General features: G+C 40.1%; 14 protein-coding genes and 1 tRNA gene. 10 read left to right on the top strand and 5 right to left on the bottom strand.

Translation table 11 applies throughout. The features are described from left to right. The first annotated feature begins 41 nt into the window (after positions 1-41). Entirely contained in the window at positions 42-230 is a 189-nt protein-coding gene (locus tag HXN26_RS10900) for a hypothetical protein (RefSeq protein WP_420541268.1), read from the top strand. Between the two features lie 149 nt (positions 231-379). Here HXN26_RS10900 and HXN26_RS05465 read toward each other — a convergent pair whose 3' ends face one another. After that, positions 380-2,041, bottom strand: coding sequence for an AMP-binding protein (locus HXN26_RS05465; RefSeq protein WP_273159391.1), 1,662 nt, complete (start codon positions 2,039-2,041; stop codon positions 380-382). Positions 2,042-2,167: 126 nt separating this feature from the next. Then, positions 2,168-3,415: an ABC transporter permease gene (locus HXN26_RS05460; RefSeq protein WP_273159390.1), complete on the bottom strand. Its 1,248-nt coding sequence runs from the start codon at positions 3,413-3,415 to the stop codon at positions 2,168-2,170. A 206-nt stretch (positions 3,416-3,621) separates the two neighbouring features. Between HXN26_RS05460 and HXN26_RS05455 the strand changes: the two genes are divergently transcribed. From HXN26_RS05455 to HXN26_RS05415, 9 genes are all read left to right on the top strand, one after another. Further along, positions 3,622-4,104, top strand: coding sequence for a DUF4494 domain-containing protein (locus HXN26_RS05455; protein WP_115083069.1), 483 nt, complete (start codon positions 3,622-3,624; stop codon positions 4,102-4,104). Positions 4,105-4,139: 35 nt separating this feature from the next. Then, the gene (locus HXN26_RS05450; protein ID WP_273159389.1) at positions 4,140-4,811 is read left to right on the top strand and encodes a YggS family pyridoxal phosphate-dependent enzyme; all 672 of its coding nucleotides are present in this window, start codon (positions 4,140-4,142) and stop codon (positions 4,809-4,811) included. 54 nt (positions 4,812-4,865) lie between these two features. Then, entirely contained in the window at positions 4,866-6,446 is a 1,581-nt protein-coding gene (locus tag HXN26_RS05445; protein ID WP_273159388.1) for an NAD(P)/FAD-dependent oxidoreductase, read from the top strand. A gap of 15 nt (positions 6,447-6,461) precedes the next feature. Continuing rightward, positions 6,462-7,016, top strand: coding sequence for a DNA-3-methyladenine glycosylase I (locus tag HXN26_RS05440; RefSeq protein ID WP_273159387.1), 555 nt, complete (start codon positions 6,462-6,464; stop codon positions 7,014-7,016). Between the two features lie 489 nt (positions 7,017-7,505). Next, a complete protein-coding gene (locus HXN26_RS05435; RefSeq protein ID WP_273159386.1) occupies positions 7,506-9,038 on the top strand; it encodes a glycosyltransferase family 2 protein in 1,533 nt (510 codons plus the stop codon). Between the two features lie 41 nt (positions 9,039-9,079). Next, the gene (locus HXN26_RS05430; protein WP_273159385.1) at positions 9,080-9,934 is read left to right on the top strand and encodes a DUF4922 domain-containing protein; all 855 of its coding nucleotides are present in this window, start codon (positions 9,080-9,082) and stop codon (positions 9,932-9,934) included. A 12-nt stretch (positions 9,935-9,946) separates the two neighbouring features. After that, on the top strand, positions 9,947-11,281 hold the full coding sequence (locus HXN26_RS05425) for a SpoIID/LytB domain-containing protein (protein WP_273159383.1): 1,335 nt from the start codon (positions 9,947-9,949) through the stop codon (positions 11,279-11,281). Between the two features lie 41 nt (positions 11,282-11,322). Continuing rightward, positions 11,323-12,600, top strand: a complete 1,278-nt coding sequence (locus HXN26_RS05420) for an MFS transporter (RefSeq protein ID WP_273159380.1) — start codon at positions 11,323-11,325, stop codon at positions 12,598-12,600. Between the two features lie 107 nt (positions 12,601-12,707). Further along, positions 12,708-13,958, top strand: coding sequence for a nucleotide sugar dehydrogenase (locus HXN26_RS05415; RefSeq protein ID WP_273159379.1), 1,251 nt, complete (start codon positions 12,708-12,710; stop codon positions 13,956-13,958). Between the two features lie 204 nt (positions 13,959-14,162). On the opposite strand, the gene HXN26_RS05410 is transcribed toward HXN26_RS05415, so the two are convergent. The 3 genes from HXN26_RS05410 to HXN26_RS05400 all read right to left on the bottom strand — a co-directional run bounded on the left by HXN26_RS05410 (position 14,163) and on the right by HXN26_RS05400 (position 16,154). Continuing rightward, a tRNA-Lys gene (locus HXN26_RS05410) sits at positions 14,163-14,235 on the bottom strand. Between the two features lie 167 nt (positions 14,236-14,402). Further along, on the bottom strand, positions 14,403-15,509 hold the full coding sequence (locus HXN26_RS05405; RefSeq protein ID WP_273159377.1) for an AI-2E family transporter: 1,107 nt from the start codon (positions 15,507-15,509) through the stop codon (positions 14,403-14,405). A gap of 36 nt (positions 15,510-15,545) precedes the next feature. Further along, positions 15,546-16,154 carry a thymidine kinase gene (locus HXN26_RS05400; protein WP_273159374.1) on the bottom strand — a complete coding sequence of 203 codons (609 nt, stop codon included), beginning with the start codon at positions 16,152-16,154 and terminating at the stop codon, positions 15,546-15,548. Between the last annotated feature and the right edge of the window lie 14 nt (positions 16,155-16,168).

The following is a 16,168-nucleotide window of genomic DNA, read 5'->3' as shown; positions in this document are numbered from 1 at the left end:
ATTTGACAGTCTCCAGAGATTCTTAAGAGGGAATTAACTGAATTACCCTAATTATCAACGCCTTACAGAACCTATTGTTTTGCATTCCAAAATCGGCTGTTTTGCATGGTAAAAGCGTAGGTTTTACATCGCAAAAGAGCCGCTTTCGCAACGTCAAAGCGCAGTTATCACTTTTTAAGAGAATTATCTTTACAAAAGCAAGGGAGTTATCTTGTAACGGCTTTCGGTAATACAAAGAAAATAGTTCTACTATTAAAGTTCTTCCAAAGTAGTTTTATGCCACCCTTTTCGTATATACATACTCGAACAGAACGTATATAAAAAATCCCTTTCGGCTAAGTGCTGAAAGGGATTTTCTGTATTTGTTGTTTTGCTGAAATTACTTGTAAAGATAACGTTTGATAGAACGCTTTGGCGTCTTTACAAACTCTTCTTCCATTATTTCAATGTCTGAAAGTTTGCAATAAGCAGGGTTTGAATCGTTCAATTGCTTCTTGTTTTCTTCCATTAACTTCTTAAGGTCGGTCTCGTTAAGCCCAAGTTCCTTTGCTTCTTCAGCATCTACATAAACCAAACCTACAAGCTTTTCACCTCGTTGCACGACAAGACACTCGCTAACGAGAGGCAACGAGTTGAGTTTATCCTCAATTTCTTCTGGATAAATGTTCTGTCCGTTACTTCCTAAGAGCATGTTTTTAGAGCGTCCCTTGATGAAAATGTTTTGGTCGGCATCCATTGTTCCAAGGTCTCCGGTATGGAACCAGCCATCAGCATCAAGCACTTGGCGGGTAGCTTCTTCATTCTTGTAATAGCCAAGCAATACGTTTGGACCCTTAGTGAGAATTTCTCCAGGTACATTTTCAGGGTCTACACTATCTATTCGCACCTCTTGATGCAAGGCAGGCTTACCACATGAAGTTGGCACAAAGGTCTTCCAGTCAGTATATCCAATGATTGGCGCACATTCAGTAGCACCATATCCAACCGTGAATGGGAAATTTATGCTCTTCAAGAATGTTTCTATTTCACTATTCAGAGCCGCTCCACCTATGATAACTTGATAGATATTGCCACCAAAAGCCTGCTTTACTTGTTCGCAGATCTTCTCTTTCACCTTCTTTTGGATTACTGGAGTGTTCAGCAAAAGTTTCATACGGTTAGTCTGAACCTTAGGCAATACGCGCTTACGAATAATCTTTTCAATAATAAGAGGCACAGCAATCATGAGCACCGGCTTTACTTCTGCAAGCGCTTGTGCGATAATCGCTGGCGAAGGCATACGTGTAAGATAGAAGATATGGGCACCTGTAATGAACTCAAAGATAAGTTCGAAGGCCATACCATACATGTGTGCCATTGGCAAAATACTTATAATATGACTGCCAGGCTTTACCATAGAACCCAATACACTGCGTGCGAAGTCAGCATTGCTCCACATTGCACGATAAGGAATCATTACTCCTTTAGAGTTTCCTGTAGTTCCGCTGGTGTAATTGATAAGCGCTAACTCGTCAGGACTTTGCTCTCGATAATAGCGAATATGCTCGGGTCGGAAGTATTTCGGATACTTTTTACCAAACATTTCGTTGAGATGTTCGCGTGCATATGTAAGCTTCTCTGTGCGACTCAACGTGAGCGAGAGGTCAGGAAGATAGAAAATACCTTCGAGTGCAGGCATTTTCGTAGTATCAATTTCCGTTGCAACGACATCACCAACAAAGAGAATCTTCGCCTCGGAATGGTTTACAATGTTGTGAATCTGGTCGGGTGTGAACTCATGTAAGATAGGAACAGCCACTGCTCCATACGTTAGCGTAGCCAAAAAAGCCGCAGCCCACATTGAAGAGTTACGTCCACAAAGAGCTATTTTATCGCCTTTTTGCACACCACTTGCTTCAAACATAATGTGTATCTTCTCTATTTTACGAGCAACATCATGATATTGAAGTGTCTTTCCTTTATAGTCTGTCAGAGCATCTAAATCCCAATGATCGATGATACTCTTCTCAATTAATTCATTAAAACTTGGAATCTGTTGCATTATAAATGTCTTTAAACGATGCAAAGATATTCATTTTTTTGCACAATTCAAAAATATTTGTGCAGTAATTGCACTTTTTTGGTTAATTTGTGCAATTCTTTTCTTGCAACAAAGCGGTTTTTCTCGTTATTCGTAATGCATTGTTTTAGCTGGGTGAATATGGCTAATCAGAAAGCTCGGAGCAATGAGAACAAAGACGCAAATAAATAAAGTAGCCAGGTTTAAAGCCAATATAAACAGTACATTGAGTTCTACTGGTACCGTGCTAACATAATAAGTCTTTGGATCAAGCGTAACAAGTCCAGTATATTTCTGCAAGAATACTAGTCCTAAACCTACAAGATTACCCCACAGCAAGCCCTTTCCAATAATGAAAGTTGCAAACCATAGGAAGATATGACGTACTTGAGCATTCTTAGTTCCCATCGCTTTCAAGATACCAATCATCTGCGTACGTTCTAAGATAATGATGAGAAGACCAGAAATCATGGTTACTCCTGCAACCGAAACCATAAGCGCAAGGATTATCCAAACGTTCAAATCCATGAGGTCAAGCCATGAGAATATCTGTGGATTTTGCTCCATTATTGTAGACATAGAATAGCTACTACCATACTTATCAACCTTTCCTTTCACCTTATTTAATATGTTTAAGGCGATAGCATCGAGTTGTTCGAAGTCGTTCACTTGCAATTCGGCACCGCTACATTGCTCTGATTGCCAACCATTCAGTTTGTTTGTGGTGTACAAATCGGTGAAACAAATCTGCGAATCGAATTGTTTTAAGTTGGTTTCGTAGATACCCGATATTGTAAAACGGCGTGTACGTACTCCTTGTTCATTTACAAAGTAGGCATAAATCTTATCTCCTATCTTCAAATTAAGCTTATCAGCAATGGTCTTTGAGATAAGTATCTGTTGCTGATTCTTTACATCTGAGAACTTTGGAATACTACCAGCAACCATATTTTGATGAATAAAAGTAGAGTCAAAGTCGTTTCCTACACCTTTCAACATTACACCAAGGAAGTCATCATCAGTCTTCAAGATACCTTGCGTGTAAGTATAACGCTGTACATGGCGCACTCCTTTTGTTTTCAATAAAGCATGTTTTACGCTATCGTTTACCACAATAGGATAGTTCTCCGAGCGCTGAAGCGACTTAAAATTGGCCACCATGATATGGCTTCCAAAGCCAACGACCTTATCACGAATAGAGTGTTTAAAGCCAAGAACGACACAAACAGACACAATCATAACGGCAAGACCAATTGCAACCCCAAGTGTTGCAATGCGAATGGCTGGTTTAGACACTTTCCTACCCTTGTCTTCATTGCCATTTATCTTTCGTGCTATAAATAAAGGAAAGTTCATTTACTTGTATTTTATTGTTCTTTTGCTTGTGCGCTGTAATTCTTTTGCTTAATAAACGAATGCAAAGATAGAACTTTTTTTCGTTTTAATAGCATGAAAAATATATTAAGCCAGACTTTTTTACTACTTTTGCATTTAAGTATAAACGATGCGGTTCATTCTTTGCAGTTACGCTTTAGAGTGCCCGATAAATAACAAATAAGACAATGAGAAGCAAAACTACTTCTTGGTTTGAGACCAAGGTGCGTTACGATAAGACTATGGAAGATGGTCAAAACAAAAAGGTTACGGAGGCATATACAGTGGAAGCGCTAAGCTTTTCTGAAGCAGAAAGCGCTATAACAAAGGAGATGTCGCACTATATCAGCGGTGAATTTGATGTAAAAGCTATTACTCCTGCAGCTTATGGAGAGATTTTCTTTAGCGATGCCGATAACGACGATAAATGGTTCAAGGCTCGCTTGGCATTCATTACCATTGATGAAAAGACTGAAAAAGAGAAGCGTTCTACCATAACATACCTTGTTCAAGCTCACTCTGTCAATGGAGCTGTAAAACATGTAGACGAGGTTATGGGCAAAACAATGATTGATTACGACATCGTTTCCATTGCCGATACAAAGATTATGGACGTGTTTGAGCACAAAGCAGCATCGCAGGCAGCAGATGCAAAGCCTGAATACGAATAATAAAGAAGCACAGAATACCATAAAACAACTGAACTATGTACGATGTAGCAACAAACTTACACAAAGTAAAAGATAGTTTACCCGATGGCGTTCGTTTAATTGCCATCAGTAAATATCATCCTAACAAATACATTGAAGCAGCCTATAATGAAGGGCAGCGTATGTTTGGTGAAAGCCACGAACAGGAGCTTTCCGCTAAAGCAAAGACACTACCAACTGACATTGAATGGCATTTTATAGGGCATTTGCAATCGAATAAGGTGAAGTACATTGCACCTTACATCTCTATGATTGAGGCTGTGGACTCTATGAAACTGCTGAAAGAAATCAACAAACAGGCTACAAAGCATAACCGCATCATCAATGTCTTATTGGAATTGCACATCGCTGAAGAGGATTCTAAGTATGGATTTAGCATCAACGATTGCCGAAAGTTATTGGAAGAAAGCGAATGGCGTGAACTAAAAAATGTGCATATATCAGGCTTAATGATGATGGCGTCGAACACAGACGATACCGAACAAATCAGAAGAGAAATGACTTTAGCTGCTAATTTCTTCGACGAAGTGAAAGCAAAACACTTTGCTGACGACCCCGAATTTAAGGAACGGTCGTGGGGAATGAGTAGCGATTACGAGATAGCAATAGACTGTCGCAGTACGATGATTAGAGTTGGAACCGCCATTTTTGGTCCTCGAGTGTACTAATTGCTTATCTTGCGAACAACAACACCCCTTTTAAAACCAACCCCCAACTGAATTATGATACAAGAATATCAAGTACGTGTGATGCCTCAAGTGGCATATAACGAGGAGAATATAAAAGCGTTTATTGCAAAAGACAAAGGTATTGACGCGCGCACTATCAACCATGTGCGCACTTTGAAACGCTCTATTGACGCTCGACATCGTGATATTTTTGTGAACTTAAAGGTTCGAGTCTATATCAACGAGGTGCCGCACGACGATGAATACATAAAGACCGAATATCCCGATGTAAGTCATTCGCCTCGTGTTATCGTTGTAGGAGCAGGTCCAGGTGGACTATTTGCAGCATTGAAGTTGGTAGAATTGGGGTTGCGTCCTATCGTTCTTGAACGTGGAAAAGATGTGCGCGAACGCAAAAAAGACCTTGCCCAAATATCTCGAACACATATCGTAGACCCTGAATCGAACTATTGTTTTGGCGAAGGGGGTGCAGGAGCATACTCCGATGGTAAGCTTTATACACGCAGTAAGAAGCGTGGTTCGGTGGAGAAAATACTCAATGTGTTCTGCCAACATGGTGCTTCTACAAGCATTCTTGCCGATGCTCACCCGCATATTGGTACTGATAAGCTACCTAAAGTAATTGAGAATATGCGCAATACCATCATTTCTTGTGGCGGAGAAGTGCATTTCCAAACTAAAATGGTGGCGTTGGAAACCAACGGAAACATGGTTGTTGGCGTGAAAGCGCTATCTGCTTACGAAGGCAGACAACAGGAAAAGACTTTCAATGGACCTGTTATTCTTGCCACAGGGCACTCCGCTCGTGATGTATATCAGCACTGTCAAGAGGCAAATATCGAGATGGAGGCAAAAGGAATTGCTGTTGGTGTGCGTTTGGAGCACCCTTCTGAACTCATCGATCAAATACAATACCACAACAAAAATGGTCGTGGAAAATATCTTCCAGCAGCCGAATACGCTTTTGTTACGCAAGTTGAAGGACGTGGCGTCTATTCATTCTGTATGTGTCCGGGTGGTTTTGTTATTCCTTCAGCTACAGGACCACAACAGATTGTTACCAATGGTATGAGCCCAGCTAACCGCGGAACAAAGTGGTCAAATGCTGGAATGGTGGTTCAAATCAACCCTGAAGACATCGAAGGCGACGACTTATTGCGCATGATGCACTTTCAGGAGCAGTTAGAAAAAGATACTTGGCAACAGGGAAATATGCGCCAAACGGCTCCCGCACAGCGTATGTCAGACTTTGTAAACAGGCGTTTGTCGTACGATTTACCTAAATCGAGCTATGCTCCAGGACTCATTTCCAGTCCGTTACACTTCTGGTTGCCCGACAATATAACCTCTCGCTTGCAGCAAGCATTTAAGAATTTCGGCAAGCAAGCACATGGTTTCCTTACCAACGAGGCCGTAATGATAGCTACGGAAACACGCACCAGCTCTCCCGTTCGTATTCTTCGCGACCGCGAAACCTTCATGCACGTGCGTATTCAAGGTTTATTTCCTTGTGGAGAAGGTGCTGGATATGCAGGCGGCATAGTTAGTGCTGGTATCGACGGAGAGCGTTGTGCCGAAATGGCAAGTGCTTATTTATCGAGACTTCAACAGTAAAATAGTCTATTAAATATGGCACGATGCGCTTGGGCTGAAACACATCCGCTCCTTCAAAAATACCATGACAAACATTGGGGCGTACCTGTTCACGACGATAAAATGCTCTTTATGTATCTTGTAATGGAATGTATGTCGTGTGGATTGTCATGGCTGTTGATGCTGAAAAAGCAAGAAACGTTTCGTCATTGCTTTGCTAATTTCGACTTTAAGCAGGTGGCTCGCTTCACCGCAGACGATGTTCAACATATTCTACGCACAGAGAATATGCTGAAAAGTCAACGTAAAATAGAAGCAATGATTGCCAATGCACAAGCCTTTCTTCGCATTATCGAAGAGTTTGGCTCCTTCAACGAGTATATATGGCAATTCTCTAAGGGCAAGACTTTGGTTTATCCCTCTCACCAAAAACGCCTTTGCACCCGCAACACATTGAGCGATAAAGTGGCTAAAGATATGAAAAAGCGTGGCTTTAAATACGTTGGTTCCGTCATTATTTATAGCTATTTGCAGGGCATAGGTATCATAAACGACCACCAAGCCGATTGCGATTGTTACAATCGGAAATAGCTTTTATTTTGTAAAGATAATTTAATTAAAAAACAAGAGTAACGCTTTGGCATTGCAAAAGCATCTATATTGCAACGCAAAAGGACCTGTTTTACCATGCAAAAGAGCCTGTTTTACTGCGTAAAACAATGGGTATTGCAACACACTGATACTTAATTGATTATACAAAACATATACCCTTGAAAAATATTTACACTTTTACAATCCTTTTCTTCCATTTATTCTACCATTCTAAATCTTCACAACAAGAAGTTCTGAACTTAGTTAATGCCCAACAATAAGGTTTTTTAATAAGGGTTTTTATTCCTCCACAACATTTTTCTTATACCAATATTCGATAGAATTTTAACTATTTCTTTCGTCTATCTCGGTCCTTTATGCTATCTTTGCATAAGATAGGCGGCACTCAGTAAAACAAGAGTGAACTCTCTTTACATTCGCTTGCACTATCTTTGCAAAATTATATCTTACTCGAAAACAACCAACTTAATGAATATAAAGAATAAAATAGATTGCTTTGTTCCTTGCGAAAACGCACAGCAAGCACAACTATTTGCAACACAATTCATAAACGAAGACGAGGTGGCAAAAGTATTTTTGCTTACTTCCAATAGTACGAAGGTTAGCGAAAAAGCAGCTGAAAGCATCAGCTATATACAAGTAGGAAACATTCTTTCAACGGAAACCATATTGAAAATGGCACAAAGTGCTACTGCCGACTACGTGCTTTTCTATATGAAAACTTCGCCCATTACTCTAGGATACCACGCTTTAACACGACTTGTGCGCGTGGCTGCCGACACGAAAGCAGCCTTAACCTATGCCGACCATTATTCTGTTGAGGCAGGAAAGGTGGTACGCCACCCTGTTATCGACTATCAGGCAGGTAGCCTTCGCGACGATTTCGATTTTGGTTCGTTGGTTCTTATTAATGCAAAGATGCTTCGTGAATATGCTGAACAAACAGAAAAGGCTGGCTATAAGTTTGCTGGTTGGTACGATTTGCGCTTGTATTTAAGTAGAAAAGGTAAGATTTTCCACTTAGACGAATACCTTTATACAGAAGAGGAAGACGACTTACGCAGAAGCGGAGAAAAGCAATTCGATTATGTAAACCCTCGTAATCGTGAGGTACAGATAGAAATGGAACGTGCAGCAACAGCACATTTGTACGATGTTGGAGGATTGATAGACACTAAGAAGTATACACAGCCCGACTTTAAAAGCGGTGATTTTGCTGTCGAGGCTACTGTTGTTATCCCCGTTTTCAATCGTGAAAAGACCATTCGCGACGCTGTTTCGTCGGCTTTAGCACAGAAAACCAACTTTAAATACAATGTTATTGTTGTAGACAATCATTCATCTGACAATACAACTGCCATACTTTCGGAGATTGCTAAGACCGATAATCGATTGGTACACCTTGTTCCTAATCGCACCGACCTCGGCATTGGAGGCTGTTGGAACTATGCTGTGAACAGTGAACATTGCGGTAGATTTGCCGTACAACTGGACAGTGATGACCTCTATTCATCTGAACAGACACTCCAAAAGATTGTTGATGCCTTCCACGAACAGCAAGCAGCAATGATAATAGGCTCGTATCGTATGTGCGATTTCGACCTTAACACACTCCCTCCAGGATTGATTGACCACGCAGAATGGACAGAAGATAACGGCTGCAACAATGCGCTCCGCATCAACGGCTTAGGTGCGCCGCGTGCATTCTATACTCCTTTGGCTCGCGAAGTGCAGTTTCCAAATACCAGTTACGGCGAAGACTACGCTATGGGCTTGGCTTTTAGCCGTCAATTCCGTATCGGGCGCATTTACGAAGAGCTATATTTGTGTCGTCGTTGGGGCGGAAACAGCGATGCAGCGTTAAGCATTGACCGTGTAAATGCGAATAACCTTTACAAAGATCGCCTACGAACAATAGAACTAACAGCGCGTCAGCAACTCAACAAACAAGGCGAAGAGGAGGGCGCAAAAGGTTTAGAGCCTTTTTTTACAGCCAACTGAACCAGTGGAAAGATGCCCAAAAACGGTTCAGTGATTTACGTTTGGTGAAGACAAAGCGGCTCAATAATGGCTTAAAGCTACAATTTAACCCTGCAAGAATGGTGAGTACAGGGGCAAAGATAGATAAGGCTACGATTGCAAAGCGTCCCTGCTTTCTTTGCAAAGATAATCGTCCACAGGTACAAATAAGTCTTCCGTTTGGTAAAGAGTTCGATATATTGGTGAATCCTTTCCCCATTTTGCCTGTTCATTTTACCATTGCGGCACGTCAACATCAGCTTCAGCTTATACAAAAGCATTATGCTGACTTGCAAAAACTTAGCGATGATTATCCAAAACTTATGTTCTTCTACAATGGTCCTAAGTGTGGCGCAAGCGCACCAGACCATCTTCACTTCCAAGGAGGCACAAGTGGCATGTTGCCCGTGCAGGAAATGTGGAGCCAGCTCGATGCTACTGCAAATCCATTGTTAAGAATAAACAAGACGGAAGGTATCTTTGAAATCATCGATTTCGCTTGTCCTGCAATTGCTATCAAGAGTCGAAGTGTTGAAAATGGCACACAACTGTTCAACATTGTATACAAATCGCTGCCTCAACAAACTGATGAGGCGGAACCAATGATGAACATTGTTGTATGGAAAGAGGGTTTAGACACAGTGTCTGTTATATTTCCACGACGCAAACACCGCCCAGATTGCTATTCAAAGGAGGGCAACGAGCAGTATTTAATCAGTCCAGGAGCATTGGACATGGGTGGTATGCTGATTCTTCCACGCCAAACAGACTTTGAAAGAATAGACGAGAAGCTGCTTATGGAGGTAATGCAAGAAATAGTTCTGCCTGCTGAAACGATGCAGGAAGTAATCGAAAAGATAAGAAATAAAGGGGAATAACAAAATATAAGAATGGAAACGAGTAAAATAAAAAAGGAACCAATCGTTTCGGTAGGCATTGTTAGTGCAAGCAAACTATGCTTTTCGCTGAATGCTCCCTATGCCGTTTGCAGCTTAGAACAATGTGGTAAGCAGGTTGTAGAACTATCAGAAGGTCGTATTCTATGGGAAAACAATTTCTACGATGAACTCCTTTTCGAACCAAATGATACTCAATCGTCGTTTACACTCGAAGATGTTACCATCGGAGTAAACTTCCATTGGGAGCGAAAAGAAGCACAAACATTCTTAGGGAAGTTGCGTTTTATAGTAGAAAACAACAATATCTGCGCCATCAACGAACTTCCAGTTGAGACTTATCTTATCAGTGTTATCTCTTCGGAAATGCGTGCTACATCGTCGTTGGAACTATTAAAAGCGCACGCTGTTATATCGCGTAGTTGGCTTTTAGCACAAATGGAACAACGAAAAGCAGAAAACAACAATGCAGACAAACAACTCTCGTTCTTCAAAACCGATGAGGAAATTGTGCGTTGGTACGACCGCGAAGACCACAAACGATTTGATGTGTGTGCCGACGACCATTGTCAGCGTTATCAAGGTATAACAAAAGCTGCCAATAAACATGTTGTAGAGGCTATTAAACAGACAGCAGGAGAGATACTAACAAGCTGTGGTGAAATTTGCGATGCACGGTATAGCAAGTGTTGTGGCGGTGCAGTTGAAGAGTTTCAATATTGCTGGGAGAATATAAGAAAGCCTTATCTGCAGGCACTTCCCGACACGATGCCCGACACAACACCCCTACCCGACCTCGCTGATGAGGCAGTTGTGCATCATTGGATACTATCGTCGCCTCGTGCTTTCTGCAATACGACTGACCAAAAAGTATTATCTCAGGTGCTAAACGACTTCGATCAAGAAACAACAGACTTCTATCGTTGGACTCAAACATACTCTCAAGCGGAAGTAAAACAACTATTAGAGGAGAAATTAGGAGTGTTATTTGGCGATGTTATTGACCTTATTCCATTGGAAAGAGGTAAGAGTGGTCGCATATACCGATTGAAAATAGTTGGCAAGGAGCGCACGCTTATCATTGGAAAAGAGCTTGAAATAAGACGTTCACTTAGCAAAAGCCATCTATACAGCTCGGCATTCATTGTCGAAAAGGTAGATATAAAAGATGGCGTACCACAGCAATTTGTTATAAAAGGGGCTGGATGGGGACACGGTGTAGGACTTTGCCAAATCGGTGCAGCCATGATGGGGAAGCAAGGGTATCGCTATGAAGAAATATTATTGCACTATTATAAAGGTGCAGAAATAACAAAAGCCTATCAATAGTGCTTTGACAAAAAGATAGAACATAAGCAGAAACAAGCAGAATGAATACAAACAAGCAGACAAATACAAAAACTTGGCTATGGCTACCCACCGTGTATTTCACACGAGGGTTGCCCTATGTTATTGTATTTCTTGTATCGCTGGTATTCTTTAACCGTATGGGACTGTCGAATAGCACCATAACATTGATCACATCTTCGGCTTTTGTTCCTTTCATTATGCGCCCTTGGTTAGGTAGATTTGTTACTGGCTATGCCACAAAACTCTTTTGGGTGCTTGTAATGGAACTACTAATGGCAGCTTCAATGTATGGTATTTCACGGTCAATTACTACTTCATATTGGGAAATATCGTCAATTCTATTCATCTTTGCAACAGCGTGTGCTGCTGTTATACACGATGTTGCCGTGGCAAGATACTACAGACTTATCATATCACGTAAGCTGCCAAGTCTGAGTAGCGTTTATTCTGTATTCTTATTGGTGGCAATTGTGATCGGAATGGGTCTTCCTTTGATGCTGGCAGGCAACTTAGAGGTGTTGAATAGAGTAGTTGAAAGTTCATGGGTTACTACCTTTTACTTTCTTGCAATAACTTTCTTGCTGCTTTTTATCTACCATGCTATCGTATTGCCACGTCCACAAGACAAGCCGTCTGCACCTATTCGCAGCGGACTTACAAGACGATGGTGGTTGGAAACCAAAATAACCTTCATGCAATTGCCCAACTATATGGCGTTGCTTTCGTTTCTGTTGCTGTTCTTAATACCCGAAGGAATGTTCTTCCGAATAGCGCCTTTGTTCTTAATCGACCCAGGAAGTAATGGTGGATTGAGCCTGTCACCTCAAGAATTAGGTCTTGTACAAGGTTCAGTTGGTGCCTTTGCAGCAATTGCTGGATGCCTTTTAGGTCGCTATGCCATACAAAAAAGAGGATTATGGAACAACCTTTGGATTATGGTATGCGCTATAACATTGCCCAAAATGCTTTATATTTACCTTAGCTTTAACTTTGTTTCAACACTATCCATTATCAATACATGCGTGGCAATAGAACAATTTGGCTTTGGCTTCGGTATTATAGCTTATATATATGTGCTCCTTTATTGTTCACAAGGCAAATATTCTATCTTCCGATTCTCTTTAGCTAGTGCCGTAGCAGCATTCTCTCTTATGGCTTCTGGGTGGTTTACAGGCATCCTACAAGAATATTTAGGCTATCAACGCTTCTTTGTTATCGTTGCTATCATGAATATTTTACCTTTCATTGTAACAGGTTTCTTAAAGCAAAAAACAGATTTAGATAACGAAGTGGAATGAGTACGCCAATATATAACTAACCTTTCAAATATCTACCTTTTATTATTAAAGGCACGCATTTGTAAGAAAATGGCTATCTTTGCAAGGATTTTGAGAAAACAGCTCGTATGAAAAAAAAATATAAAATAGCAGTTGCTGGAACAGGATATGTTGGTCTAAGCATTGCAACACTTTTAAGCCAGCACCATGACGTGGTAGCGGTGGATGTTATAAAAGAAAAGGTAGACCTTATCAATAATAAACAATCGCCTATTCAAGACGATTACATTGAAAAATATTTATCAGAAAAAGAGTTGCACCTAAAGGCTACATTAGACGCAGAGAAAGCTTACTGCGATGCTGATTTCGTTGTAATTGCCACGCCAACTAACTATGATTCTGTGCGCAACTACTTCGACACAACACATGTAGAAGAGGTGATTGAACATGTAATACGCGTGAATGCTAACGCTATTATGGTTATAAAATCGACTATTCCTGTGGGTTACACTGAGAGCGTAAGACAAAAATACAGCTGCGAAAACATTATTTTTGCACCTGAGTTCTTACGTGAGAGTAAGGCTCTATATGATAATTTATATCCAAGTCGTATCATTGTAGCTCGCCCAGAGAACGACGAACGGTTAGATAAAGCTGCTCATGAGTTTGCAGAACTATTAAAAGAAGGTGCTATAAAAGAAGATATTCCTACACTTTTCATGGGATTAACAGAAGCTGAAGCTGTAAAACTATTTGCTAACACCTACTTGGCTTTACGTGTAAGCTATTTCAATGAACTTGATACATACGCAGAAGTAAAAGGCCTAAATACATCTCATATTATACAAGGTGTATGTCTGGACCCACGCATTGGTTCGTTCTATAATAATCCATCATTCGGTTATGGAGGTTATTGTTTACCAAAAGATACAAAACAACTATTGGCAAACTACTCTGATGTGCCTGAAAACCTAATTCAAGCCATTGTGGAAAGCAACAGAACACGCAAGGATTTCATTGCAGACCAAGTATTAAATAAAGCTGGTTATTACGATTATAACGAACAAGGCAACTATAATCCAACAGTAGAGAAGATTTGTGTGATAGGTGTTTACCGATTAACAATGAAGTCAAATAGCGATAATTTTCGCCAAAGTTCTATTCAAGGAGTTATGAAGCGCATAAAGGCTAAAGGAGCAAAAGTACTGATTTACGAGCCAACACTTGAAGATGGAACGACATTTTTTGGCAGTTTGGTGGTTAACGACCTCCAAAAATTCAAAGCTGAATGCGATGAAATAATTGCCAACCGATATGACAATGTATTGGACGACGTAAGAGAAAAGGTTTATACAAGAGATATTTTCCAATGCGATTAAATTAGTATCCAGCTGTATTGGGCACTAAATTAAGGTCTGGATTTCGAACTATTATCTCATTGAAGAGATGAGTATAATAGTCCTTTATATGAATAAAGGATGACTGAATGGAAAAGAAAAGAGATTAAGTCCTTTGGAAGAATTTACCAACATATTGATTAGACATAAATAAAAAAGAGGATTTCGTTACTGAAATCCTCTTTGTGATTCGCATGGGGCTCGAACCCATGACCCCAACATTAAAAGTGTTGTGCTCTACCAACTGAGCTAGCGAATCTTACCAAACTTCCTTTTCAAAAGCGAGTGCAAAGGTACTGTATTTTTTCGATACAGCCAAATTATTCTCAAAGTTTTTATTTATTTTTCCAAGTTTACTACTTTTAAAGAACAGCAACTACTCGCAAAAAACAATATAATAGCAGAGCAAAGCTATTAGAAACATCTTTATTCTTGAGTACTTTCCGTGCTTACCTCTGTTATCTGCTCTTCTTCTTTTGTAACATAGCGTTTCCAGTAAGCCATGATAAGGGTTGTCAATGGTAAAGCAATAATTAAACCTATGAAGCCCAACAATGCTCCCCATACAGAAAGCGAAAGAAGTAAAATAGCAGGGTTAAGATTCATTGCCTTCCCCATTACCTTTGGTGTTACAACTAAATCACAAATCAACTGTACAACAGCAAAGACAAGCGTTGCAGTGCCAAATACTACTAAGTAGTTCTGCCCTGTATCAACTGCCTTTAGTAATGAAAGGAATGCCATTGGGATAAACGCCAACGCATGCATATAAGGTATTAAAGTGAGTACGCCTATCAATATTCCCATGCCAATAGCAACTGGAAAGTCTATAATAGTAAAACCAACACAAAACAGAATACCCATGATAAGTGCTACTAAGCCTTGTCCTCGAATATAATTATTTAACTCGATTTGCACATCATCCATCAAATCATTCCAAAATGGACGATGTTTCTGCGGGAATATCCTAATGAAGTTTCTGACAAGAAACTCATAATCAAGCAAAATAAAGAATAAATATAATAAGGTAATAAATGATGCTATAATGCTCATAACTACACTTGCAGTCTGCCCTAAGAAAGAGAAAAACTTTGGAATAGAATTCTTTATCGTTTCTGTAAATTCTGTACTATTAAGATAACGGCGTATCTGTGGCTCATATTCTTGTATCCATTCTCGCACCATAGCCATGATATTGTTACTATGTGTGGTATTTTGCACATATTTATTAGCTACGTTACCTAGCCTTTCAACCTGATCTATCATTGGTGGAACAATGGTATATGCAACTCCCGTAATGACAACTATTACCAGCAACATTGTGATAACGACAGCTAAGACACGTAATTTGACTTTTAGCTTGTACTGTACGAACTTCACAACCGGATCGAGAAGATAAGCAAGGAACCATGCTACAAAGAAGGGCAATAATACATTACTAAGATAATTTACAACATATAGTACGGCAAAAATCAAGGTGGCTACTAAGAACCAACGTATGAATTTATCGAACGTAATCTTTTCATCAAACATATTTTCCTGTTTATTGAGTTTTCAACTATGTGTCTTTTAAGAATTAGAGAGTTTGCGTTCCGTTTCTTCTGACAAGGCCTTTTGATAGCATTCCCTACACAAAGGCTCATATTCTGTTTGTTCACCAAGCATAACTCTGTGATCGTTGTCGACTAAACGATGGCTTACATAAGCGAGAGCACCACATTTTACACAAATAGCATGTACCTTTGTAACTTGATCGGCAACAGCACAAAGAGCAGGAATAGGGCCAAATGGTACACCTTTAAAGTCCATATCAAGGCCAGCTACAATAACTCTTACACCATTATTGGCCAATTGGTTGCAAATATCAACAAGACCTTCGTCTAAGAATTGAGCCTCATCAATTCCTACAACTTCTATATCAGAAGCTAGTAACAATATATTTCCCGATGAATTTATAGGTGTAGAACGAATGGCATTTTGATCGTGGCTCACTACATCTTCTTCCGAATAACGCACGTCAATAGCTGGTTTGAATATCTCAACCTTCTGTTTTGCAAATTTAGCACGCTTCATTCTGCGGATTAGCTCTTCTGTTTTGCCAGAGAACATACTACCACATATTACCTCAATACGTCCTTGACGACGTCTTTCACCATTTAAATTATCTATTGCTACCATATCAAATATTGCAA

This window comes from Prevotella aurantiaca, assembly GCF_015262605.1.
GTDB classification, from domain to species: domain Bacteria; phylum Bacteroidota; class Bacteroidia; order Bacteroidales; family Bacteroidaceae; genus Prevotella; species Prevotella aurantiaca.
This window is presented reverse-complemented; position numbering and strand designations above follow the sequence as displayed.